19 protein-coding genes and 1 riboswitch are annotated in these 23080 nt (G+C 55.0%); of the genes, 5 read left to right on the top strand and 14 right to left on the bottom strand.

Going from position 1 to position 23080, the window contains the following annotated elements; all coding sequences use genetic code 11:
• Window positions 1–131 precede the first annotated feature (131 nt).
• From NST08_RS05665 to tenA, 5 genes are all read right to left on the bottom strand, one after another.
• Window positions 132–2084: a BglG family transcription antiterminator gene (locus tag NST08_RS05665; protein ID WP_341341561.1), complete on the bottom strand. Its 1953-nt coding sequence runs from the start codon at window positions 2082–2084 to the stop codon at window positions 132–134.
• A 228-nt stretch (window positions 2085–2312) separates the two neighbouring features.
• Window positions 2313–2987, bottom strand: coding sequence for a thiamine phosphate synthase (gene thiE, locus NST08_RS05660; RefSeq protein WP_007131223.1), 675 nt, complete (start codon window positions 2985–2987; stop codon window positions 2313–2315).
• A complete protein-coding gene (thiD, locus tag NST08_RS05655; protein WP_210095379.1) occupies window positions 2984–3817 on the bottom strand; it encodes a bifunctional hydroxymethylpyrimidine kinase/phosphomethylpyrimidine kinase in 834 nt (277 codons plus the stop codon). The genes thiE and thiD overlap by 4 nt, the downstream gene beginning before the upstream one ends.
• Window positions 3814–4665 (bottom strand): hydroxyethylthiazole kinase, encoded by an 852-nt coding sequence (gene thiM / locus NST08_RS05650; protein ID WP_210095378.1) that lies wholly within the window; start codon window positions 4663–4665, stop codon window positions 3814–3816. The genes thiD and thiM overlap by 4 nt, the downstream gene beginning before the upstream one ends.
• Before the next feature lie 147 nt (window positions 4666–4812).
• The gene (tenA, locus tag NST08_RS05645; RefSeq protein ID WP_210095377.1) at window positions 4813–5517 is read right to left on the bottom strand and encodes a thiaminase II; all 705 of its coding nucleotides are present in this window, start codon (window positions 5515–5517) and stop codon (window positions 4813–4815) included.
• A gap of 429 nt (window positions 5518–5946) precedes the next feature.
• A riboswitch (TPP riboswitch) is annotated at window positions 5947–6050 on the bottom strand.
• A 222-nt stretch (window positions 6051–6272) separates the two neighbouring features.
• Between tenA and NST08_RS05640 the strand changes: the two genes are divergently transcribed.
• The gene (locus NST08_RS05640) at window positions 6273–7460 is read left to right on the top strand and encodes a multidrug effflux MFS transporter (protein WP_210095376.1); all 1188 of its coding nucleotides are present in this window, start codon (window positions 6273–6275) and stop codon (window positions 7458–7460) included.
• A gap of 253 nt (window positions 7461–7713) precedes the next feature.
• Here NST08_RS05640 and NST08_RS05635 read toward each other — a convergent pair whose 3' ends face one another.
• Window positions 7714–8742 (bottom strand): ABC transporter substrate-binding protein, encoded by a 1029-nt coding sequence (locus tag NST08_RS05635; protein ID WP_007131217.1) that lies wholly within the window; start codon window positions 8740–8742, stop codon window positions 7714–7716.
• Window positions 8743–8941: 199 nt separating this feature from the next.
• On the opposite strand from NST08_RS05635, the gene NST08_RS05630 reads away from it, so the two are divergent.
• From NST08_RS05630 to NST08_RS05615, 4 genes are all read left to right on the top strand, one after another.
• A complete protein-coding gene (locus tag NST08_RS05630) occupies window positions 8942–9925 on the top strand; it encodes a FecCD family ABC transporter permease (RefSeq protein WP_210095375.1) in 984 nt (327 codons plus the stop codon).
• Window positions 9922–10968, top strand: coding sequence for a FecCD family ABC transporter permease (locus NST08_RS05625; protein WP_210095374.1), 1047 nt, complete (start codon window positions 9922–9924; stop codon window positions 10966–10968). The genes NST08_RS05630 and NST08_RS05625 overlap by 4 nt, the downstream gene beginning before the upstream one ends.
• Before the next feature lie 23 nt (window positions 10969–10991).
• Window positions 10992–11843: an ABC transporter ATP-binding protein gene (locus tag NST08_RS05620; protein ID WP_050954056.1), complete on the top strand. Its 852-nt coding sequence runs from the start codon at window positions 10992–10994 to the stop codon at window positions 11841–11843.
• 129 nt (window positions 11844–11972) lie between these two features.
• On the top strand, window positions 11973–12431 hold the full coding sequence (locus tag NST08_RS05615) for a hypothetical protein (protein ID WP_210095373.1): 459 nt from the start codon (window positions 11973–11975) through the stop codon (window positions 12429–12431).
• A gap of 58 nt (window positions 12432–12489) precedes the next feature.
• On the opposite strand, the gene NST08_RS05610 is transcribed toward NST08_RS05615, so the two are convergent.
• The 8 genes from NST08_RS05610 to NST08_RS05575 form a co-directional block, all read right to left on the bottom strand.
• Window positions 12490–13068 carry an SEC-C metal-binding domain-containing protein gene (locus NST08_RS05610; protein ID WP_007131211.1) on the bottom strand — a complete coding sequence of 193 codons (579 nt, stop codon included), beginning with the start codon at window positions 13066–13068 and terminating at the stop codon, window positions 12490–12492.
• 368 nt (window positions 13069–13436) lie between these two features.
• Window positions 13437–14747 carry an ABC transporter substrate-binding protein gene (locus NST08_RS05605; RefSeq protein WP_210095372.1) on the bottom strand — a complete coding sequence of 437 codons (1311 nt, stop codon included), beginning with the start codon at window positions 14745–14747 and terminating at the stop codon, window positions 13437–13439.
• A 299-nt stretch (window positions 14748–15046) separates the two neighbouring features.
• Window positions 15047–16033 carry a glycoside hydrolase family 113 gene (locus tag NST08_RS05600; RefSeq protein ID WP_341341560.1) on the bottom strand — a complete coding sequence of 329 codons (987 nt, stop codon included), beginning with the start codon at window positions 16031–16033 and terminating at the stop codon, window positions 15047–15049.
• A gap of 357 nt (window positions 16034–16390) precedes the next feature.
• Window positions 16391–17221: a carbohydrate ABC transporter permease gene (locus NST08_RS05595; protein WP_007131208.1), complete on the bottom strand. Its 831-nt coding sequence runs from the start codon at window positions 17219–17221 to the stop codon at window positions 16391–16393.
• On the bottom strand, window positions 17218–18102 hold the full coding sequence (locus NST08_RS05590; RefSeq protein ID WP_028405439.1) for a carbohydrate ABC transporter permease: 885 nt from the start codon (window positions 18100–18102) through the stop codon (window positions 17218–17220). The genes NST08_RS05595 and NST08_RS05590 overlap by 4 nt, the downstream gene beginning before the upstream one ends.
• Window positions 18103–18215: 113 nt before the next feature.
• Window positions 18216–19730: a response regulator gene (locus NST08_RS05585; RefSeq protein WP_210095370.1), complete on the bottom strand. Its 1515-nt coding sequence runs from the start codon at window positions 19728–19730 to the stop codon at window positions 18216–18218.
• A 2-nt stretch (window positions 19731–19732) separates the two neighbouring features.
• Window positions 19733–21604, bottom strand: coding sequence for a sensor histidine kinase (locus NST08_RS05580; RefSeq protein WP_244869172.1), 1872 nt, complete (start codon window positions 21602–21604; stop codon window positions 19733–19735).
• Window position 21605: 1 nt separating this feature from the next.
• Entirely contained in the window at window positions 21606–22661 is a 1056-nt protein-coding gene (locus NST08_RS05575) for a LacI family DNA-binding transcriptional regulator (protein ID WP_028405442.1), read from the bottom strand.
• Window positions 22662–23080 lie beyond the last annotated feature (419 nt).

Raw genomic sequence — 23080 nt, 5'->3', positions numbered from 1 at the left:
TCGTAAGCAAAATATCCCTCTAAGCGGGCTATGCCACGATGCTTATTCCAAACGCTTTGCAGCATCCTGAAAAATATAAAAAGCAGGACGTATACCGTCCTGCTTGATCATCACCGTTTCTACCATTCATGTTACCCTTTTAACCTATTCAGCAATCGTATCGCATCCGTTTCCTTAGACAACGCACTGACCAGTGCCGGCTGCTCACTGATGCGCGACAATTCCTTGAACAGCTGCCGCATCTCTTTTCGCTCATCATGCTGGATCGCAAGCAAGAACACAAGCTCTACCTTCTCGGTCCCCCAGGTAATCGGCTGCTTCAACGTAACGACAACGATGCAGGACTGTGTAACCCACTCCGAGCCGCCATGAGGGATGGCAATGCCTCCTCCTATCGTCGTAGCAGACAGTTTCTCACGTTCCAGCACACTTTCCGTATACCCGGCCTGGACATACCCTTTGTCCACCAGCATCTGCGCAAACTTGGAGATTAACTGTTCCGGACGCTCTAGCTCCTGCTGAGGAAAGATGAGAAAAGGTGTCGTATATTTCAAAAAAACCGATTCCTCAGCCGCCCTGCCGTCCGGCTCATCAAGCCGACGGATCGCTTGCTCCAGCTTTCGCTCGTCACTGTCCTCGAGCAGAGGGGAAACGAGGATATGAGGTATTTTTAGCTTGGGCAGATCAACGGTCGTAATGACAAGATCCACCTCATGAGCTGCCAGATAATCCTCAACTTCCGCTTTGGACATCGTTGTCTCTACATGCACGGACGGGAATCTCCGCTCCACCTTCGCGAGAAGGAGTTGGGACATCCCTACCCCCATATGACACACGATAATGACCTTTTGAGGGTGACTTTCATTCTGGTGAAGCCGCTCCACGGACGCCTGAAAATGCAGCGTCAAGTACGCGGCCTCCTCTTCGGGAAAATACAGCTGGAACGCTTCCCCTACCTCTTCCAGTGCCATAATGACCCGATCGAACATATACGGGTACATCTTTTTGATCTCAGCCAGCATCGGGTTGGACACAGGCAGACCATAATGAAGACGGTTCATGGTCGTGTACAAATGCAATTTTAACCCGTTCAGCAATACGGGGTCCCTGGAGAAAGGAAGCATATTCAGCTCCGACATCCGCTGGGTCAGCTGCTCAACCAGGCGGGGCAAGAGGGGGTGGCTGTCTGCCAGATCGCTTCGTCCAACGCCCTCATTCTCCTGCGTGTATCGGATCTTCCCGCCAAGCAGGTGCAGGGTTAGATAAGCGGTTTCCTCCTTGGAGAAAGGGACGGCAAACAGTTTTTGCAGCTGCTTCAAAAAGTCCGTCGCCCATGCAAATTCCGTTTTGTTTCCCAAAAAGGCCATGTCCTGATCAGAGAGCGAAATCGGCTGACCCAGCTTGGTCCGTTTGACCATGAGCAGAATATGCAGCATCAGGCTTTCAAAGGTTTCATCGGTGAAGCGGAGCTGATGCTGCTTTTGCAGCTCCTTCAACTCATGGGACACGGCTGCAATCTCGTGCGGTTCAAACTGGTTACGCATCATCTGTCCCGTCAACTCCGGACGGTTGATCAATTGGTTCAGCCGCGCCAGCGCCATCCGTTTGTTCTTCTCCGTACCCTCAATCATGAAGCCTACGCGCTGCTTCGTCACTAAACTCAGATCAAAGCTTCGCAGCCAGTCCGCAATCTTGTCCATATCCCGTCGGATAATCGCCTTGTTCACGTAAAACGGCGAAGCCAGGCTCTGCAGGGTTACGGGCTTCGCGTTCATCAAGAGCCGATATGCCAGGTGCAGCACCCTTCCCTCATCGGATTCATCCTCGCCGGTACGCTCGTTGGAATACAAACGGTGGAACAAATCAGCCCGATCCGCTTCTCCAATCTCCAGATAGACGCCAAGTCCCGGCCTTTTCACCAGACGGCCACTGGAGTGCTTAACGATATATTCTTCAATCACCTTCAGATCGTTACGGATCGTCTTCTCCGAGCACTCGGTCTGATCCGCGAGATCCTGAACGAGCCATTGGCGGTTCGTTTCCATTAACAAGTTGCGAAAAATCTCTTTTTGCCTGTTATTCATTCCGGTCTCCTATTCAGCTTATTGGGAGAGCTCACGCTTCGTAGAGCAGGTACATCGTCCTACGTATATCATATCCGGGTCGCTATGGCAATCTGAACGGGGACGTTACACGGGAAGGGAGCTATAAAAGGGCTTGTTGACAGGAAAACGGAGCGAGCGGTAAACCAAACAAGGATGCCTCAAAAGTCGGCACCCTTGTTCTTGATCCGCTTATAATCCTCGTACAACTTAAGAAATCCCTTCGGCTCCTCGGCGTATCTTTCCCATAAAAGCCTCCACAGCCTCCTGCGCCGACGCCGCTCCCGTCACGGCGGATATCACCGCGACGCCATCCGCACCCGCTCCAATCACTTCCTCCACGCGCTCCACGGTAATCCCGCCAATGCCAACGATCGGCAATCGGATTCCAGCTTCGCGCAGCTCACGGAGAATTGCCGGGCCTTGCGCAGCCTTGGCATCATCCTTTGAGCGGGTCGGATAGATCGGTCCGATGCCAAGATAATCGGCACCATGGAGGATCGCGCGCCGGGCTTCCTCCACCGTATGCGCCGAGACGCCCAGCATCCGGTTGCCGATCCGTTCACGTACCGAAGCCGCAGATTCGTCGTCCTGGCCGATATGCACGCCGTCGGCGTCCAGCTTCAGTGCCAGCTCTACATCGTCATTGACGATGAAGGGTACGCGTGCTTGCCGGCACTGCTCCTGGATCCGGCGAGCCAGCCGGAGCATCGGCTCCCCGTTGAGTGCTCCATGTCCCTTCTCACGAAATTGGACCATGGTTGCGCCTCCAGCCAACGCCTCCTGCACGACCAAGCTAGGCTCGACGATGCAGTTCACGCTGCCGAGCACGAGGTACATCCGCAGATGCCGCCTCATCATCTCAGGTGCCACTCTGCCTGTCATTGCAGCACCTCCTGACGGCGGCGATTGTATGCCCAATGATTGGTCGGGCCCTGTCCCTGCCCCAAGTTTAATCCGTCCTCAATGGCCGCTTGAATGAATAAACGCCCGCTCTGAATCGCATCGAAGGCGCTCAAGCCCTGGGCCAGACCTGCCGTAATGGCTGCAGAGAACGTACAGCCGGTCCCATGCGTATGAACGGTGTTCACGCGCTTGGCGCTGAGTTCCGTAAAGCCGGTGCCGTCATATACCAGATCCACCACCTGATCTCCATCCTCCTCGAAGCTGCCATGACCGCCCTTGATGATGACGATCCGCGGACCGAGCCCGCCGATGCGGCGAGCCGCTTCCCGGCAGTCATGCCTCGTGCGGATTCCCATTCCCGCCAGCACCTCCGCCTCCGGAATATTAGGCGTCACCACCATCGCCAAGGGAAGCAGCTCCCGCTTTAGTGCATCAACCGCTTCAGTACGCAGCAGCTCCGCACCGCCCTTGGCGATCATCACGGGATCGACAACGACGTTCTCCCAGCCAAACGACCGGATCTTAGCGCTGACCAGGCGGATAACATCCGCATGAAACAGCATCCCGGTCTTTAAGGCGTCCACGCCGATATCGCCGCCCACCGCCTCGATCTGCTCCGCCGCCGCTTCCGGCGGGAGCGGATAGACGCCATGGACGCCCAATGTATTCTGCACCGTTACTGCAGTCAATGCCGACATGCCGAATACGCCCAGCTCCTGGAACGTCTTCAGATCCGCTTGAATACCTGCGCCGCCCCCGCTGTCGGACCCGGCAATCGTCAGCGCTCTCGGAATCCGCGCGTCTGTCATCGGGACACGCTCCCTTCCGTCAGGATGTCCGCTTCGCGGACCGACGCGTGCCCTTCGAGCGAACCGGAGTGGAGCTTTGCAAGCTCATCCAAGAAGGCGATCTGGAAGCTGCCCGGCCCGAGTCCGGCCGTTTGCTCGGCCGCGCGGGCGGCTGCTGCCCCATAGAAGGCAAGGCCAGCCGTCCCCGCCAGCAGCAAATCCGGCTCCACAGCGGCGAAGGCCCCGAGCACGGACGTGAGCAGGCAGCCCGCTCCGGTTACTTTCGTCAGCATCGCATGCCCGCCGCGTATGATTCGCGCCGAAACACCATCGCTGATCACGTCCTCCTCTCCCGTAATGGCCACCACCGTATTTAGCCGCTGTGCAGCCCGCAGCGCCAGCTCCAAGTTCCCGCCGGACGCAGAGTCGTCTGCATCGACCCCCTTGATCACCCGGACTTCGCCGATCAGATTGGCAACCTCGGCCGCATTGCCCCGCACCAGGGAAACCTTCACTTCACGCATGATCCGCAGGGCCGAATCGGTCCGAAACGGCGTGGCCCCCGCTCCTACCGGATCGAGGAGAACCGGGACGCGATGCGTATTGGCAGATTGCCCGGCAATGATCATCGCATCCACTTGTTCGCGGGACAACGTGCCGATGTTGAGCACGAGCGCTCCGGCAATTTGGGCCATATCCGCCACCTCGTCGGGGGAAAATGCCATTACCGGCGACGCGCCCAGCGCGTATAAGCCGTTGGCCGTAAAATTCGTAACCACCACATTGGTCATGTTATGGACAAGAGGCTTCTGCTGCTGCACCTTCGTTAAAAGCCCCGCAAGCTCCGAATCCCATGTATTTCCGCTCATTGCCATCATCCTTTCCCATTCTTTTCTTGGTTTTTGGCATATGACATACGACATATGAAACCCATAATCTCATCTCAACCCGAATTCTGATTCATTCTCAAAATGCATGACCTTTCGTAACCCCTGTCTGTCCCATAACTCAAATGCTCAGCGCCCATACCCCTTGGCATCGACCAACGGCTGGAACGGCACGGGCCATTCCTCCTGCTTGTAAGCCATGTCCCAGAACATATACTCCAGCTGGCAGCTCAGCATGAAATGCTCGCGCATCCGCTCGCGCTCCTTCATCGTCGCTCCTTCCGCCCACGCATCCACACGGCCAAGGAACTTCCCTGCCGCATCCTCCCCTCGATTCCCGTAAAAATGAATCCATTCATGGAACGGATGGGTGCGATCCGGCTTAACTTCATCCAGCAGTCTGCGGCCGATCTCATAATACGTCCACGGACAAGGAAGCAGGACCGCCATAATTTCGCCGAGGGTTCCCTCGTGCGCAACGGTCAGCATGTGACGGATGTAATGGTGCGCAGACGGGGCAAGAGGGTAGCCCTGGAGCTGCTCATAGTTCACTCCCGCGACCGAGCAGAAATTTTGATGCGGATGCACCTCGCTGTTGAGGATAAACGCAATCTGTTCGTTGAACGCCGCCATATCCTCCCGCCTCGTGCACTTGGATATGGCGACGCCATAAATGCGAATGTAGGCATTCAAATACTCGAAGTCCTGCTTCACATAGTGAATCAGCTGTTCGCTGTCCAGCTTCCCGGCGGCAATTCCCCGCACGAAGGGATGGTTTATGATCGCCTCGAAAATTCCGTCCGCCTGCTGGCGAAGCTCTTGAGTAAACGTCATGGTTTTCCCCACCTCCATCTTGAAATGAAGAGCAGGAAGTCCTCCTAGCGACCCGGCAATCCCGGTAATCCGGGCAATCCTGGCATTGGCAGCCAAGCATCCATTGCATGTCCCGCAAACCTACGCATACCGTGCATCCTTTTCATATCAGCAACGGTTGCATCCGGGAAACTTTGCAGATCCGGCAGCCGTTGTACCCGGCTACATGTGTATATCCGGCAACCCTTTATGTACACGGCCAACCCTTTATGCACGGCATATGGCAACCTTGCATGCTGCTAGCTCGTACTCGTGCGCTATCGTGCTGGGCAACGAAGATGCAGAAAATTTACGTTCTTCGGAGCATGACAAACAAAGCCGCCCCGAAAAACGGAGCGGCTTCAGCAATAGTCCTCTTGCCCGGAAGAAGCAGGCGCAAAAAGGACTCTATCCGTGAAGGCTCCACTTTCCTACGCTAGTACGAACTAGATCAGGTTCAAAGGGTCCAAGATACGCTCTTGTCTCAGCCGCTGACGGCTCCCCTAGTGGACTTCCTATTCTATTGACTATTACTGTACATAGGTTTGGCGGTGGTGTCAAACGTTTCCGTGTTTGCTGCAATACTCGGTAGATATAACCCCCTAACCCCCTTATTCCAGAAAAAAAGGTGACCGTTCATGCTTTCATTCGCAAGACTAACGAAGTGCAAACCCCCGATCCCGTAATTTCTTTGCCAGCGAACTTGAGATTTTTGAATGATAAGGGGGATATTAGCTGTGCAAAGAAAAATCTCAACTCCTTCCATATGGTTGTTCATGATCCTGGTGGGTTTTCCACAGATCAGTGAAACGATATATACACCTTCATTACCGGACATTGCCCATCAATTGGGCGCTAGCAATAATGCGGTCCAGCTAACGCTCAGCATTTACTTTCTGGGTTTTGCGCTCGGCGTTTTTTGCTGGGGAAGGCTTTCCGACTCCATCGGACGGCGGCCGGCCATGCTGTGGGGCATCCTGGTTTATGGGATCGGCAGCTTGGGCTGTTATCTGTCAGGCTCAGTCGAATGGCTATTCGCGAGTCGATTCGTTCAGGCATTCGGTGCCAGCACCGGTTCTGTCGTCACGCAGACCATTTTGCGCGAGAGTATCGATGGAGCCAAGCGTCATGCGGTATTTGCCCAAATATCAGCAGTGCTTGCGTTTACGCCTGCCCTAGGGCCTCTTATTGGCGGATGGGTAGATCAATTGTTAGGTTTCAGAGGGGTATTCTTGACGCTCGTTCTGATGAGCGCAGCCATTTGGGCCTATACATGGACTTCTCTGCCTGAGACCAGAGTGACGGCTGCTTCCAAGATAAACACCCTATCCGTTGCCAAGCGTCTGCTCTTCGACCGTAACGTATGGGGATTCGGGTTTCTCATTGGAGCAACGAACGGCATATTATTCAGTTATTATGCGGAGGCCCCGTTTATTTTTATTGAGTTTTTTCAGATGAGTCCCGGCAGGTTTGGTTTCTTCGGCATCTTTGTTGCGCTCTCATCTATAATGGGTGCCATGCTGTCGAAAAGACTGCTGAAAAGGCTCCAGGCTGAGCAAATTATCGTGATTGGCACGCTCTTTACGATGGTGGGAGCTCTTGGTCTTACAGCACTTGCGGCTACCGGCATCAAGGTCTCCTTCTTTGATCTTGTGCTTATGGTAGCATGTATTTTCGTTCTTCTGCTCGGGATCGGAATGGCGATACCCAATTGCCTAAGTCTGGCGCTTACGTCTTATCCAGATGTGCTCGGCACTGCAGGAGCGATCTTCGGATTGGGTTATTACGTTGTCGTCAGCCTGATCACCACGGGCATGAGCGTTCTTCACAATGGTTCGTTAATGATGATGCCTTTGTATTTTCTAGGCCTGTCCATTGCCATGATCTTTGTGAGCAAAAGGCTTGCCGGAAATGAGCCGAGGTAGTAATCGGCATATACTGTAGTAATCTTTAAGAAAGTTATTAATAGAAGCTGTCCCTTTCGTTATCTAAGATGGGGCAGCTTCTTCTTTTTATTGAAATTGTACAGGCACAGAAATAAAATGTTATGCTGGATTCTGTCAAACACAGATAAACGGACATATGGACAAACGAAAGCAGCCTGTTGAGCGGACTCAACAGGCTGCTTTTACTAGTATCCCATCATACTCTCTATATAAAATGGGGGCAGGACACGATTTATTTCTCCAAGCCGTAAAATTCATACAGCTGATCAATCATCAGGTTTGCCGCCAGAATGCCACCTGCGGTGTTCCAAATCGCGTCATCGACCTTATGGGCTTGACCGTTCTTAACGACGTTCAGGTTTTTCCACAACGGATCGTTGACCCATTCCTGCTCGGTCTGGTTGGCGCCGCCGTCGCCGGTTTCGTACGTGAAGTAGAACAGTCTGTCGGCATCCACCTCAGGAAGCCGTTCCTTCGTAATCTCGTCCACGAAATTGTCCTTCGCGTTCTTCGTCATCTCATTACGTGCGATGCCGATCTGATCGAAAATAACCCCCGAGAAGGTGTTCGTATGGTAAACGCGCGTCTTTCCGGCCATGAAGCGCACCACAGAAACGGTCTCATCCAGCTTGCTTCCGGCTTTCTCCTTGAAATCCTGAATACGCTGGTCGTACGCCGCGAGAAGCTCTTCCCCTTCGCTTACCTTATTCACTGCCTGTGCGTAGAGCTTGAAGTTGTTCTGCCATTCTCCGCGAAGATCCTCCGCAAATACCGTCGGCGCGATCGCCTTCAGCTGCTCATACACTTTCTCCTGACGCATTTTGTTGCCGATGATCAGGTCAGGCTGCAGTCCGGCAATCAGTTCAATGTTAGGCTGGCTCTCCTCGCCGACCACGGTAACGCCTTCCATCTGGTCTTTAATATGCGGGTACCACGGATCGCCTGTCCAGGATTTAACGGCGCCCACCGGCTTCACGCCCAGTGCGAGCAAGGCTTCCGTTCCTTCGTTCGTAAGGACGACCACTTTTTGCGGCGTGCCCTTGATCGTTTCGGTTCCCATCGCATGCACCACTTCGTACGAATCGCCGGATGCACCGGAGCCGTTATTCGCAGGAGCCGTTCCGCTTTCTCCGTTCGATGGCTGGCTTGCATTATTCTGCGTCCCATTCGATCCGCAGCCTGCGAGTATGACAACCATAATAAGCGCCAGCAAGCTCCATTTCAGGCTTCGGCCCGGTTTCTTAGCTGTTCCTTGTCCCATTCCTATCGTAATCCCCCTCATATCATTTCCGCTTTATTGAAAATCATTATCACTTACCGATTCAAAACTATAACGGTTTCCAGCAAAAATATCAATATATTTTTTGAGAATGATTATCAAGTTCATTGACAGATCGGCTCCCTTTCACCTAAAATTCATATGAACTTAATAATCCATGAACTTAAGAAAGTGAGTATATATGCGCTTACTCGGACTATTGATATCGCTGCTGGCGCTTGCCGCCGCGATGATGGGCAGCATCGCGTTCGGCGTAACGAACATTCCGCTAACGGAAGTATGGAACTCGTTCGCTCACTATAATGGCGGCAACGAGCATCTCATCATCCTGACCGCAAGGGTTCCCCGGGCACTCATCGCAGCAGCCGTAGGGGCGAGCCTCGCAATCGCAGGCGCGTTGATGCAGGTCATCACCCGCAACCCTATTGCATCGCCCAGCACGCTAGGCGTGAATGCCGGTGCAGCCTTCTTCATTATTATGGCCGCAGGCTGGCTCGGGGTTGACGGGCTGCAAGCATTTACCTTGGTGGCCCTGATCGGCGCCGCTGTCAGCGGAGGCATCGTATTTATGCTCGGCAGCATCGGCCGTGACGGCATGACCCCGGTCAAGATTACGCTGGCAGGCGCCTCCATGGCCGCATTCTTCCACTCCTTGACCCAAGGACTGATGCTCTCCGACGGTAAAATGTTCGACCAGGTGCTGATCTGGCTCGTTGGATCAGTTGCCGGTCGGGACTTGAACCAATTGAACGCCGTCTGGCCTTACATGGCGGCAGGTATGCTGATCGCCCTCCTGCTCGGGCGGCATCTAAACGCGCTCTCCATGGGCGATGACATCGCGCAAAGCCTTGGACAGAAGACCGCGCTTATCAAGCTGCTTGCTGCGGCCGCCGTCATTCTGCTGGCTGGCGGATCCGTTGCCGCCGCCGGACCGATTGCATTCATTGGCATTATTATTCCGCATATCGTGCGCTATTTTATAGGAAATGATTACAGATGGATATTGCCCTACAGCGCGGTGCTCGGCGCCATCCTGCTGGTAACGGCCGATCTGGGCTCCAGGTACATCGCGATGCCGAAGGAAGTTCCTGTCGGCGTTATGACGGCAATCATCGGTGTGCCGTTCTTCGTGTACATTGCCAGGAAAGGAAGGCGAACATCATGAGCAAGCACCGCATCCTCCGTGGAGGAAAGGCCGGCATCTCATTCATGCTGGAGCGAAGAACCGTCTGGGTATCCCTCATCCTGCTTGCCGTATGCTTCATCGTCATTGTGGTTAGCACGGGCATGGGAAGCCAGCCCATATCGCCGCTGAACGTCATCAAAGCGCTGGCGGGCAAAGCCCCGCCGATGGAGCAGGTCATCGTCATGAAGCTCCGGCTGCCGCGGGTGATCATCGCCGTGCTGATCGGGGCGGCGCTGGCTGTAGCCGGCGCCATCCTGCAGGGCGTAATCCGCAATCCGCTCGCCTCTCCTGACGTGATCGGCATGACGGAAGGCGCATCGCTCGGCGCGGTGCTGTTCATCTTCCTGTTCACCGGAACCGTATCGATTCACTGGTTGCCGCTGTTCGCAATCCTCGGCGCCTTCCTCATTACCGGGCTGCTGTACGTGCTGGCCTGGAAAGGGGGCGTATCGCCGCTTCGTCTCGTGCTGATCGGCATCGGGGTGTCTGCGGCGGTCAAATCGATCTCGTATATGCTGATCATCTCCGGCCCGCTCCAGCTGGCCGATCGCTCTCTTACTTTTATGGCAGGCAGCATATATGGAATGTCCTGGGATAAGGACGTTATGACGCTGCTGCCATGGGTAGCGGTCCTTCTGCCGGTGACCTGGCTGCAGGCCCGCAATGTGAACATCCAGGCACTCGGGGACGATGTTGCCAGCAGCGCGGGCGCCCATGTGCAGAAGCAGCGCCTGCTGCTGATCGGCTTAAGCGTGGCGCTTGCCGGGGCGGCTGTCTCCATCGGAGGCGCGATCGCCTTCATCGGCTTGATGGCCCCGCATATGGCCCGCAGGCTGGTCGGACCTTCCTTCGGCAGCCTGCTGCCGGTAAGCGCCCTGATCGGCGCGATCGTGCTGCTTGCCGCCGATCTGGTGGCGCGGACGGCGTTTCTGCCGCGCGACGTTCCGGCCGGCGTATTCACCGCCGCCATCGGGGCGCCGTTCTTCCTCTATTTGCTGTACCGCAATCGGAATCGGTTTTAATATGAAAAAAAGGAGCTGACATGATGAGTGCACTCGAAGCGAAAGGATTGAGCCTCTCCTATGGGGGAGACTACATCTTTGAAAATTTGGATTTGACCGTGCCCGTAGGTAAAATCACCGTGTTCATCGGCAGCAACGGATGCGGCAAATCGACGCTGCTGCGCTCCATGGCCCGGCTGCTGAAGCCGCAGCGCGGCGCGGTCGTGCTCGACGGCGCCGACATTGCCGGCATGTCGACCAAGGATGTGGCCCGCAAGCTGGCCATCTTGCCCCAGGGTCCGACGGCACCGGAAGGGCTGACCGTCCTGCAGCTCGTCAAGCAGGGACGCTACCCTTACCAGAGCTGGCTTCGCCAATGGTCGCCTGAAGACGAGAAGGCCGTCATGGCAGCTCTTGAGTCGACCGGACTTACGGGCCTTGCCGATCGAACGGTGGATTCGCTATCCGGCGGGCAGCGTCAGCGGGCCTGGATCGCGATGACGCTTGCGCAGGAGACGCCGCTGATTCTGCTGGATGAGCCTACGACGTATTTGGACCTGACGCACCAGATCGAGGTGCTTGATCTGTTGTACGAACTGAACGTGCAGGAACAACGAACCATTGTCATGGTGCTGCATGACATCAATCTGGCCTGCCGTTACGCCGATCATATTGTCGCCATCCGGGACGGCAGCATCAAGGCGATGGGAAGACCGGAGGATATTATCTGCTCCGAGCTGATGCAGACGGTGTTCCAGCTGCCGTGCGAGATTATTCCCGACCCGCTGTACGGGACGCCGATGTGCGTTCCGCATGGAAAGGGCCTTCGCCGGACGCAAACCGCCTCGTCTGCTCCAGAGGAGACGGAACGGCTCCGAGAGCTGACAACCGCATAGCAACCGAAATGCACGGGGCTGTATTCCTCACCGAAGTCGTGAAGGTGAAGGGAAACAGCCCTTCTGTATGGAATTATCTGTATGGAATATCCGACACAAACCAGTTCAACAAACAGCAAGGTGGCGTATATGTTGAAAGAACCTATAATTACGCCGGCTCGAATGCTCGGCTCTGGCTTAGCTGCAGGCAGCCTTCTGGGGATATACCTTAAATTTATCGAGCATTTCACTTCATTCAACGTGTATACGCTGCTTCTGAACGTCGATTATATCCCCGGCCTAAATCGTCTGGAGCTGCCGGAATGGGTGGAGTTTCTGCTCCATCTTGCGATTTCCGTCCTGCTTAGCGCTGTGCTGGCTCAGATTCTGCGCATGCAGCTTTTGCCGCCTGCACGAGCCTTCACCTTTGTCGCAGCCGCCTGCACCGGTGTGGGCGTTCTGCTCTACCCGACAACGGCATTATCCGATCGGACGCCGGAGCTTACCGATCCGGTCTCTTTCCTGCTGTGGCTGTCCGGCCACTTGCTGTATGGGGTTGTATTGGGGAGGCTATTGGCGGGTGCACGGGCACGCACGCGCTTGGAGTAAACAACGCGAATAAGCCGCCCCGAAACGGGACGGCTTCTCTATATTTCCGTAAGACTGCTTAACGCCCTACAGACAAATCCTGATCCTCATGGCTTTCTTCTGCATCCTCGGAATCCAACTGGTCACCGGAGGCCGCTATGCCATCCATAAAATCTTGAATCTGTCCGCTATTGCGGGTCAGGGTTGCTACGGCAACCTCATGCTTCTTCGCAATGTCGGACTTCGTCACGGAGATGTTAAGCAGTGAAGTCGCAATATATTCTAATGCACTGGCGTATCCGCCTGGCTTGCGGTACTTCGGATTGGCTTCCCTGGAGAAGTTATTCCAGACGATCAGCAGGCTGAACACTTGAAACAGCTGCTCCTCGCTCTTAAGCTCGTAATCCCGGCAAATCTGCGGAAATAACGACTCGGCGAGCTCACGGTGCTCGTCCGCATTCCAGTCCATCCAATCCAGCTTATCGTGAATCATCTGGCGCAGCTGGTCAGCCTTTTGCTGTGGTACGGATGCAGCTCTGGTACCAGGGAACGGAATGACCTTACCTTGGATCGTGCGTTGATCCTTCTCAAGACAACATCTTTTGTACTTATTCCCGCTTCCGCAGTGACATAGATCGTTTCTTCCTAGCTTTTTCATTTCCTAGCTCCTATTTAGATGATTTCTTCTATTATACATGGAAAAGCTCGAAAAGCGCACCTCTACCTGTAAAATGCTCATGCATGCTTCCCGTTCCTCCCCTGATTCATCTCCTAAAGGGATAGTCCTTTACGCTCAGAGACGAATGGCCGGGGCGAATAGCAAAAAAAACGCGGGTTGCTTCGTGGAAAGCCGCGCTCTATTTTATTATTCTATAATATTTCATTTTATGCAAGTAAGAAGTAACAAATTTGTAAAAACTTATCCCTTCCCATGATTTACATACTTCATTTCGGAGCAAGCAGCCTTGGTTATGTAAGAAAACCGAAGCCAGCCCCCGTGATGGAGACAGCTTCGGCTTGATCTAATTAATAACCGAGCGCGGTTTTCGCTTCCTTCCACTTCGCGTTCAGCTTGTCGAACGCTGCCTGCAGATCCTCGGCCACGACATATTCCTGTACATAGTCGCCGGTTCCGATGCCGATCTGGGCTTTATTCGCAATCTCGTTAAACTTCGGATCGGTCGCCTCACTCTCGATGAGGGTCGGATTGAACGACTGGAATTCAGCCAGCTGCGGAATGGTGGACTCGGCCGTCTTGATAATCGGCATAAAGCCCGAATCTTCCACGTAGCCGGATTCTTTCACGAAAAATTCCACCCACGCGGTTGCCAGCTCCTTGTTCTCGCTGTCCTTGCTGACTGCAACGAAGTAGTCCGAGCCAAGCGGTGCGTTATACTTGCCGCTGTTGTCGTAAGGGAGCGGGAAGAACCCGATGTCCTCTGAAGCGGCGCCTGCGCCGATCACCTGGGGAATGACCCAGTTGCCAAGGAAATACATCCCGGCTTTGCCGGCAGCCATTTCCCCTTTCGAAATCTCCCAGTTATTCGTGTACAGATCCTTCTCTACCCACTCCTTCTGCACGAAGGTACGTGCAATCTGGGCCAGCGTGCCCCATGCATTATCAACCTGGAACGGAGCCTCTTCCGATACCAGCTTCGAGTGATATTGCGGATCGCCTGCCACATACCATGCCGAGTTATCGGCCCAGTTGCCCATCGTCCACTGAGCGCCGAAGTTCATGTAGAGCGGAATGATATCGGCTGCCTTCAGCTTCTCGGCCGCGGCATAGAGCTCATCCAGCGTCCCCGGAACCTTGTCGATCCCGGCAGCCTCGAACGCTTTTTTGTTATACACGATCCCTTGCGTATTCACGCCGGTCGAAATCCCGTAACGCTTGCCTTCGAACAGCGTGTTGTCCGCGAAATACACGTTCTCGAACATCGCATCCGGCAGCGGCTCAAAATATTTCGGATACTCCGAGGTTGCAAGGCCGGTCGGAATCATGAGCACGTCACCGGCTTCTCCGGTCGTCAAACGTACCTGGATATCCTGGGCGTAGTTCGTCAAGCCTTCGAATTCGATTTCGGCCTTCGGATACTTGGCTTTAAAAGCCTCCTCATACTTATCGAGCGTTCCGTCATTCACAAGATCCGTACGGTGCGTCAGCACCTTTAGCTTGCCGCCAAGCTCGGTCGCTCCCTCCGTGCCGGCCGTTTCGCTGCCCGTGCTCGCACCAGGCGTCGTGCCCGCATCATTCGCTTTGTTGCCTCCGCAGGCGGCCAATATGGATGATACGGTAAATAACAGAAGCAGCAGCATTGTCAGTCTGTTCTTCATTTGTCTCTTCCCCCTGTACTTTGTAATGATCCGGCGTCTCCCAAAAAGGGAATGCCGATATTGTTATCGCTTACAACTCAAATATTAATAGCTAACAAGAACAAAACAAATGAAGTACATTTGTTTTTATTGTCATAAATTATGCTAACCTATGATTATTTTGTTAGGCGGGGATTCTATCGATCATACCGACTCCCGACAGCGTGCCTCTTCCCAAGCAAATACCGCACCGCATGCGCCAGAAGCTGCATGCGATGCGGTTCACTTCACAAAGCAATAAACCTATTTAAACTTGCGTGTTATCGAGCATCGGAACTCTCACCGGCTTCCAATGCCAGGGAGCCGCTTGCGTAGAAGCGCCGCACCGTTCCGGCCGCGCGTTTGCCGTACATGCAATAATCGTCGTTCTCCGAAGCCTCCTGCGCGTCGTACAGCCGGGCCGGCCAGTCCCACAGCATATATCCCTGCATCCAGTCCCGCTGTGCGCATGCAGCGAACATCGCTTCATAGTACCGCTCCTGCTCCGCTTCGGACGGCCCGCCCGGCAGCGACCAGTCATTCGGCCGGGCCGCGGAGCCTTCGCGGCTCGGGCATCCGGCTTCCATGAAGAAGAAAGGCTTGTTCCACTTTTTGACCGTGTCTTCGATTCGGTCCAGCTGCGCTTCCCATTGATCGATCGGATAATAGCCGCTCGACGAGATGATATCGACCGCGTCCCACCAGGTCAGGCGATCCTCCTGGTACTTATCGCAATTATAGGTAATCAAGCCTCCATATACCGACCGGACATCCGCAATCAGGCACCGCCATTCGGCCTCGCGCTTATCGGCCTGTACCATCTCGCAGCCGATGCACAGCATTTCGCAGCCCTCTTCTTCGGCGATCACAGCATAGCGGCGGATGAACTCCCCGTAGGAACGGAACCATTCCGCCCAGCTTGGCTCGCCAGGCACCTCTTCATCGAAGAAGCTGATATGCGCCCGCCATGTGCCGTTGCCAACGTTGACGACCGGCTTCAGGCACACCTTCAGGCCAAGCTGCTTCGCCTTGCGGATCGCCCATCGGACCTCGTCATCCGTTACCGTCGGCTCCTCGCGAAACGGAATCTCCGTCGATTGCGGCGTTGCTTGCACGGCGGAAAGCGCGAGTGCTGTCCAGTTCACGTTCATCTCCGCCATTCGCTCCATGGAGAACTCCGCTTCAGGCCCGCTCCAGGTGCCCCGGATGCCGGTCCACCCCCATGTCATGCCGTTGACATACTCCGGCCATATCTTGTTTGTATTCATATTGGCACTCTCCCTCTCCGTTATGTCGTTTTTATCTCTTTTTTAGGCTCCGGCAAACCGGGTCTACGCTGTTCACAGCGGTATACAATTCATCATTTGGTTGGGTCCGGGAGGTTGGGGACTCGGCGTTAGCCTACGTCGAACTCTAGTGCGTCCATCCGTCACATCGAGCCCGTCGAACCCTAGTGCGTCCATATGTCACATCGCCCCGCCGAGCCCTATGCACCTATCCGCACCCCGGCTCGTCGAACCCTATGCAATCCATCCGTCACATTGGCTCGTCGAACCCTATGCACCTATCCGTCACATCGCTCCCACCGAGCCCTTTTTGATCCGTCACCGTCAGCCTTCCCCTAATTACTTGACCGCTCCGTTCGTCACGCCTGCAAAAATATACCGCTGCATGAACAAGAAAAGCACCACCGTCGGAATAAAGATAATCAGAATACCCGCTGAAATGACGTTCAGCTGCGCCGCGTTCGGACCGATGAAGGAATAAATCGCGGTGGATACCACCTTCAGATCCTGCTTCGGCATGTACAGATACGGCGTGTAGAAATCGTTATATATCGAAATGCTCTTCAGAATGATCAGCGTTGCCGTAGCCGGCGCAAGCAGCGGGAAGATGATGGAGCGATAGATTTTGAACAGGGATGCTCCCTCGATCATGGCACTCTCGTCAAGATCTTTAGGAATGCTGTTGACGAATTGGAGATAAATGACGATCTGGAGCACGTCCGCGCCCAAATAGAGCAGAATCGGCGCAAGCATCGTATTGTAGGCGCCCAGGCTTTGGATCACGCTGAACGTTGCGACCTGAGTCGTGACCATCGGGATAACCTGGGCTACAAGGTACATGCCCATGATCGCCTTTTTCAGCTTGAAATCAAAGCGTCCTACCGCATAGGCAACCATTGTTCCGAGCACGATGTTTCCCGCCACGGAAATGGCCAGAATGATCAGGATATTGCGGAAGCCGAGGCCCAGATCGCCAATGTCGATCACCCGCTTGAAGTTTTCCAGGTTGAAGAAATTGTCCGGCAGCGCAAGACCCGATTGATAATACTCCACCTGGGTCTTGAAGGCTCCCACCGCGATCGAGTAGATCGGGAAGAAGACAACGAACAGCGCAACCGCCAGCGTAAAATAATTAAAAATCGTCATTGCGATGGATCGTTCCCGCTTCATTCGCTTCTCCCCTCCCTAAACAACAGCTTCCGCTGAATGACGATAAACAGCAGCACCATGATGAGCAGCACGACCGCCATGGCCGAAGCCAGACCAAAGTTTTGATACTTAAACGCCGTATTCACCGTATGGATGACAAAGGTTGACGTATCGTTTGCGCCCAGCATCATGACAAACGGAATATCGAATGCCTCAAGCGCGCCCGTCAGGGTCAGGATGAGCATCAGCTCCAGTACGCCGCGGATGCTTGGCAGCGTAATATAGCGGAACTTCTGCCAGCCCGACGCGCCATCGATGGAAGCGGCCTCATAAAGATCGCCGGGGATGGACTGGAGCGCACCGATGAAGATCACCATGTTCAGCCCCATGTATTTCCACATGGAGATGAATGCCAGCGCGAAATTCACGATCCGCTTGTCGCCGAGCCAGCTCTGCTGCCAAGAATCCAGCCCGAGCGCGCCAAGGAGCGTGTTCAGCGAGCCGTATTCCATGTGGTACACGTTCTTGAACATGATCACCGTCGCGACGCTGTGCAGAACATACGGCAGAAACAGAGCTACGCGAAAGCCGTTTCTCCCCTTCAGCTTCCCGGTCAGAATGACCGCGAAATACAGGGCAAAGACGACCTGCACCAGACCGCCGCCCAAATAGTACAGATTGTTCTTCAATGTGCTGAACACTTCAGGCTTCGTAAATATTTCCACATAATTATCCAGTCCGATGAAATTCATATCCCAGCCGAGGCCGGTCCAATCCGTCAAGCTGTAATACAGCAGGGAAATCGCCGGATAATACGAGAAGGTCAGAGACAGGACAACAGGAATGGTGAGGAACCCGAACAGAATAAGATAGCGCTGTGTTTTATAACTGAAATTGAACAAGCTCCCTTCCTCGCTTTCTGCTTGAAGTGGTACCGATTTCATAATTATAAAAGACAGCATGCTGAAAAATAATAGATTCGGTTTCGTTTTATTGTCCTCATTTTAGATAACAATCACCTAACAAAGTCCCGGTATTCCTTCGGCGTTTTTCCCGTCATCTTCTTGAACACCTTCGTAAAATAAGCCGGGTCGGGGTACCCTACCCGTTCGCCGACCTTATACGTCTTCAGGCCGCGATCCTCTTTCAGCAGCCGCTTCGCCAGCGCGATCCGCTCGCTGATGATATAGTCCGTAATCGTCTCTCCCGTCTCGGTCTTGAACAGCTTGCTTAAATAGCTCGGCGTTAAGTAAACGAGATCGGCCAAATGCTGAAGCTCGAGCTCCTCGGTAAAATGCTGCTGGATATAAGCTTTGACCGTTTCAACGGCCCGGTGCTCAGTCTTTACCTGCTCCAGCAGACCTGCAAGCTTCTCTACCGCGCCCTTCAGCGCTGCGGCAAATGCACGCCAATCCTCGAACCGCCCCGGATCATGGGGCCATTCAACCTCATCCTTGGGAATCCCGCGGTGCACCAGCTCCTCCGAGCCATGGGCCGCAATCGCTGCGCACGCTTCTTTAAGCTCCGCCCACCCGGGTGCCAACGGTGCAACCTCATCCAGCCAGGCGCCGGCCAAATCCGGCAGTCGGGCATAATCGCCCCCGTGCAGAGCCGGAAACAGCTGCTTGTCCAGCAGCCGCACCAGGCGGTAGCGCTCCTCCGGCTGCCTCCGCGCCCCTTGCCCGTCCCCCTGGGCTCCGCATACCCGCCGTTCTCGGCTGTACCACGCCTGCTCCAACGAGCGCAGCGCTTCCTCGTAGGCCTGCGGTAGCCACTGGCTGCCGGAGAACACGCCGCTGATGCCCGCTTTGACTGCGGTTCCGGCAGGCAGCTGCTGCAGCAGCATCACCGAGCGTTCCCTGGCTATGCCGGCATGCTCGATGGGCCTCACCGGCAGGATCACGGCCCTTCGGCCGTCGATGCAGCCCACGATTCTGCGCTCCTCCCCCCACTCGGCGGTGAGATGCTCCAGTCCGGCCGGCGTCACCTCTGAGGAAGTCTGAAGCAGCAGGATGGCATAATAGCCCCGGAACAAGGGCTGGCGGTCCAGTCTTGCGCACACCTCTTCGAAGAGATGCTCCGGCACCCTGTTCTCACCCGGACCCAGCAGGAAGCTCACCAGATCATCCGATTCGAGTCTTCGTTCGCTTCGCTCCTTCTGCACCATCTCAAGCACGTTTGCAAGCAGCTGATGCAGCTCCTTGATGTTGACCGGCTTCAACAAATATTCCACGGCGCCCTGGCGCATGGCCGTCCGGGCGTACTCAAAATCGTTGTAGCCGCTCAGCACGGCGATTTTCGCGCCGCTCGCGAGCTCCCGCACGCGGGCCATCAGCTGTAGGCCGTCCATCTGCGGCATTTTGACATCGGTAATGACAAGGTCCGGCTGCAGCTCATGCATTCGGTCGAGCAGCTCCTGGCCGCTTGCGAACGTCCCGACGACACGGTAAGGCTCGCCCGCGTCCCGAATCAGCTTGCCCAGCCCCAGCCGAATTCGCTCCTCGTCATCCACCACAGCAATCGTAAGCATCCTCAACCAACTCCTGTTCTTAAATGCTGCTCTGTATCGTCACTTGGAATCGTAATCCGGACCGTCGTTCCGAGCCCCTCCTCGCTCTGAACGGCAAGCCCGTAAGCTCTGCCATATCGCAGCTGTAAGCGTTCATGAACGTTGCGCAGACCGATTCCCCGCCCTTCCGCTGCCTGCGGCTGCTCCTCCTCCAACGCTCGGCGCAGCCGCACTAGCGCTGCCGGCGGCATGCCCAGGCCGTCATCCGCTACGGTGAAGATATGATGATCCCCCTCGCGTTCATGGGTAATCGTCAGATGCAGGACGGCTTTCGTTTCATCGAAGCCATGATTCACGGCATTCTCAATGATGGGCTGGAACAGCAGCTTCATGACCCGGATGGAATGAACGGCTTCCTCTTCCGGCAGCGAGAGCACGAAACGATCTCCATATCGGTAATTCAGCAGCTCAATATAGGCTTTAATATGTGCCCACTCCTGCCTCGCTTCGACGATTTCGCTGCCGGCGTGAATGCTGTACCGCAGCTGCTGTCCCAGCAGCTGAACCATTTCTCCTACCTCGGCATCATCATGAAGCACGGCCGTCATCCGGATCGTCTCGAGCGTATTGTAAATAAAATGCGGGTTGATCTGGTGCTGCAGGCTCTCCAGCTGAGCTTCCTTCTTCCTCGCTTCCATCGCGTAGATATCGTCGATCAGCTGCTTGATCCGGGCCATCATGCGGTTGAAGGAAATCCCGATCAAACCCGCTTCATCCCGCCTGCGGACCGGAAATACGACATCCAGGTTGCCGGTCTGCACCTGCTTCATATGCTGGACAATGGATCTCAGCGGCCGCATCAGCGCATAGATAAGGACGAGCGAGATCATGAGCGCAAATCCGGTGACGCCTACGGCGGCGGCAATGGTGATCCGGCGGGTATCGAAGGCCTCCTTCATCAGCGGCTGCTCCGGTACCGTTATCAGGATCAGCCATCCCGTCTTCTCGGATTTCTTGTACACGACGAGCTGAGGCTCGCCCTCAATCGTCATGCGGAAGCTCCCCTCCCTTCCGGTAACCTGGGCCAGGGCCGCATGCTCGTTCATGCTGCGCGCCAAGTATTTTTTCTCGCTGTCGTAAATGACGGTTCCGTTATCATCCAAAATAAAGGTCTTTCCGCGGGTCGTATCCTCGAGGTCGGTCACGATATTCTCGATCACGCCGATGTTTGCATCGACCGCAATCGTCCCGATGGAGTGATATGACTTGTCGATGATGTCGCGGACGACCGTGAACATATACTGCTTGCTTCCGGCAGGAACCGCAATCTCCTGCGTGCTGACCAGCACGGGCCGGCCGTTCGCCGCGGTGGCGAGCTTTCTCCAGCCCTCGTAATACTGCTGCAGATTCGAGCGGCTGCCGCCGCTTTTGACCACGAAATACGGGTTGCCGTAAAGATCGAACAGATATACGTTGCTGGTACCTTCCTTGATATTGTTCATAAAATAAATGCTGCGCTCGACCTTCCGCGTAATCTGCAGCTTGACCTCGCTCTCGTTCGGGCGGTCCGCTGCCTTAGACGGGCCTCCCTCTTCGTAATACCGGTTCGACATGTCCAGCCCTGATTGAATTTCATTCAAATACGAAGGGATAATGGAAATCTTCATCATGTCATTCACGTAATCGTCCAGCTTGCCCATCATCTTGCTCGACAGCTGGGAGACATAGGCCACGGTATTCTTTTCGATCGAAGCCGTATAACGCTCCGCCGCAAAATACGTGATGAGCCCCATCGGCAGCATGATCAGAAATAAAAATACGACAGACAGCTTGCGGTCCAGCCGGCCGGCCGGCCGCTCTCTCCATAGCTGCGCAATACGGCGGAAGCCTGTCACATCAGTCAACCTTCCTTGCATAAGCTGTTGAATTCCGGATGACGAAGTCCCCGGCCAGCAGTATTTTCTCCAGCGGGCTGTCCGGCTGCTCCACGCGTCTTAGCAAGCTCTCCACCGCCCGCTGGCCGAGCGCCTCCTTATGCACATGGATCGTGCTTAACGACGGGGACGAGCTCGCCGCATCCTCGATGTTATCGAAGCCGGTAACCGAGCATTGCTCCGGTACCGCTACATCCATTCTTCCGAGTACGGTCATGACGCAAATGGCAATGGAGTCGTTCGCGCATACGAAGGCCGTCGGCAGCTCATCCATCCTCCCCAAAATTCCTTCCAGCGCCTCGGTCAACTCGGATCGGTTCTCGCCCTCAAGACGAAGCAGCTCCTCGTTCTGGCCGAGCGGTATCCCCTGCTCTTCCAGAATGGCCCGATATCCCTGATAGCGGTCCGCGAAGCTCCTCGAGAAGTGGATGTTGCCGACGAACTGCAGCTTCCGGTGGCCGCAGCCGATCAGGTAGCTGGCTGTCCTGCGGATACATTCCACATTATTCATGAACAGCGCATCCGACGGGATCAGCGGGTCTTCATGGTCAATGAGCACGAACGGAATGCCGAGGCTGCGGATCTCAAGCAGCAGCTGCGACGAGATGAAGCCCACGCCGATGATGCCCTTGACGCCGGCGGGATTGATGAGATTGGCGAAGCTGTCCTTGAACTGGTCGGTCACGATCACCATCCCCATATCTCTGCGCTCAAGCTCGCTCGTTATTCCGTCGATGATGCGCCCCCAATACATCGAGTCGCGGGTCTGATAGCGGACGTTCGGGACGAGCACGATGACGGTTTCGCGCGCAGCCGTCTGCCCGCCCGCCGCCTCGCTCTTCCGGCTTCCGTTTTTTGGCGCTTTATTCGCGAAATACCCGAGCTGCGTCGCCACGCTCACAATTCGCTCCCGCGTTTCCAGACTAACGCCGGGCTTTCCTGAAAGCGCTTTAGAAACCGCGAACTTCGAAAGGCCGAGATGATCGGCAATTTGCTGCATCGTTACTTTGCCTGCCATGTGAACAGCACATCCTTTTTCTATCATCATTATGTTAGTTTGTTGTTATCATAACATCATAATAATTAGGAAAACAATCGTGATTTTTATCTTTTGCCTTGCGGTAGAGAACTTGCGGTAGTGAATGTGAGGTCGAGCTTGACGCCAGTGGACATGCGGTGGGGCTACGGTGGAAGGACCTGTGGTTAAGCTGTGGAGGAGATGTGTAGGACTCGAGGCTGAGCCTATAGTTGAGGAGTTTCAATGGTGCTCACAGTGAAGGACTTGCGATGAAGCTTAAAGCGGAGAATCTGCGGTGGGGCTTACAATGGAGGGTCTGCAGTGAACATGAGTGTGGAGCTCACAATGGAGGTATTGCGATCGAGCTTACTGCTGAGGACTTGCGATTGAGCCTACAGTGAAGTTTTTGTAGCGGAGCT

Origin of the sequence: Paenibacillus sp. FSL K6-1566 (assembly GCF_038050475.1) — a bacterium.
Lineage (GTDB): Bacteria > Bacillota > Bacilli > Paenibacillales > Paenibacillaceae > Paenibacillus_AQ > Paenibacillus_AQ lactis.
Note: the sequence above shows the minus strand (reverse complement) of the source record. Positions and strands in the feature narration are given on the sequence as shown.

Coding starts and splice junctions, on each gene's coding strand:
- NST08_RS05665 (WP_341341561.1), bottom strand. CDS start 2,084: ATGAATAACAGGCAAAAAGAGATTTTTCGCAACTTGTTAATGGAAACG.
- thiE (WP_007131223.1), bottom strand. CDS start 2,987: ATGACAGGCAGAGTGGCACCTGAGATGATGAGGCGGCATCTGCGGATG.
- thiD (WP_210095379.1), bottom strand. CDS start 3,817: ATGACAGACGCGCGGATTCCGAGAGCGCTGACGATTGCCGGGTCCGAC.
- thiM (WP_210095378.1), bottom strand. CDS start 4,665: ATGAGCGGAAATACATGGGATTCGGAGCTTGCGGGGCTTTTAACGAAG.
- tenA (WP_210095377.1), bottom strand. CDS start 5,517: ATGACGTTTACTCAAGAGCTTCGCCAGCAGGCGGACGGAATTTTCGAG.
- NST08_RS05635 (WP_007131217.1), bottom strand. CDS start 8,742: ATGGGACAAGGAACAGCTAAGAAACCGGGCCGAAGCCTGAAATGGAGC.
- NST08_RS05630 (WP_210095375.1), top strand. CDS start 8,942: ATGCGCTTACTCGGACTATTGATATCGCTGCTGGCGCTTGCCGCCGCG.
- NST08_RS05625 (WP_210095374.1), top strand. CDS start 9,922: ATGAGCAAGCACCGCATCCTCCGTGGAGGAAAGGCCGGCATCTCATTC.
- NST08_RS05620 (WP_050954056.1), top strand. CDS start 10,992: ATGAGTGCACTCGAAGCGAAAGGATTGAGCCTCTCCTATGGGGGAGAC.
- NST08_RS05615 (WP_210095373.1), top strand. CDS start 11,973: ATGTTGAAAGAACCTATAATTACGCCGGCTCGAATGCTCGGCTCTGGC.
- NST08_RS05610 (WP_007131211.1), bottom strand. CDS start 13,068: ATGAAAAAGCTAGGAAGAAACGATCTATGTCACTGCGGAAGCGGGAAT.
- NST08_RS05605 (WP_210095372.1), bottom strand. CDS start 14,747: ATGAAGAACAGACTGACAATGCTGCTGCTTCTGTTATTTACCGTATCA.
- NST08_RS05600 (WP_341341560.1), bottom strand. CDS start 16,033: ATGAATACAAACAAGATATGGCCGGAGTATGTCAACGGCATGACATGG.
- NST08_RS05595 (WP_007131208.1), bottom strand. CDS start 17,221: ATGAAGCGGGAACGATCCATCGCAATGACGATTTTTAATTATTTTACG.
- NST08_RS05585 (WP_210095370.1), bottom strand. CDS start 19,730: ATGCTTACGATTGCTGTGGTGGATGACGAGGAGCGAATTCGGCTGGGG.
- NST08_RS05575 (WP_028405442.1), bottom strand. CDS start 22,661: ATGGCAGGCAAAGTAACGATGCAGCAAATTGCCGATCATCTCGGCCTT.